At 70.5% G+C, this 254-nt stretch carries 1 protein-coding gene; it reads right to left on the bottom strand.

Features of this window, described 5'->3' with window-relative positions; genetic code table 11:
• On the bottom strand, window positions 1–254 hold a 254-nt coding region (locus tag ACQG3P_RS20745), incomplete at both ends, for a hypothetical protein (protein ID WP_426806108.1).

The raw sequence follows: 254 nt of genomic DNA, 5'->3' as shown, positions 1-254 counted from the left end.
CTGCTCGCCCGAGGCGAGGCTTTCGGCACCGTTGGCGGTGGCGTAGTCGGCGGTGGCCTGTGCATCGGCACCGGTGGCGGTGGCATTGCCTGCGCTGGCAAGTGCTTTCAGGCCAACCGCGGTGGCGCCGTCAGCGAGCGCGAACGCACCACTACCGTCTGCCGAGGCGCCGGTGCCGCTGGCGAAACTGGTGGAACCCACTGCCGTGGAGTAGTCGCCATCGGTGGCGGCGTGGGAACCGGCCGCCTCGCTTT

Origin of the sequence: Stenotrophomonas sp. SrG (assembly GCF_050031795.1) — a bacterium.
GTDB classification, from domain to species: Bacteria; Pseudomonadota; Gammaproteobacteria; order Xanthomonadales; family Xanthomonadaceae; genus Stenotrophomonas; species Stenotrophomonas rhizophila_A.
This window is presented reverse-complemented; position numbering and strand designations above follow the sequence as displayed.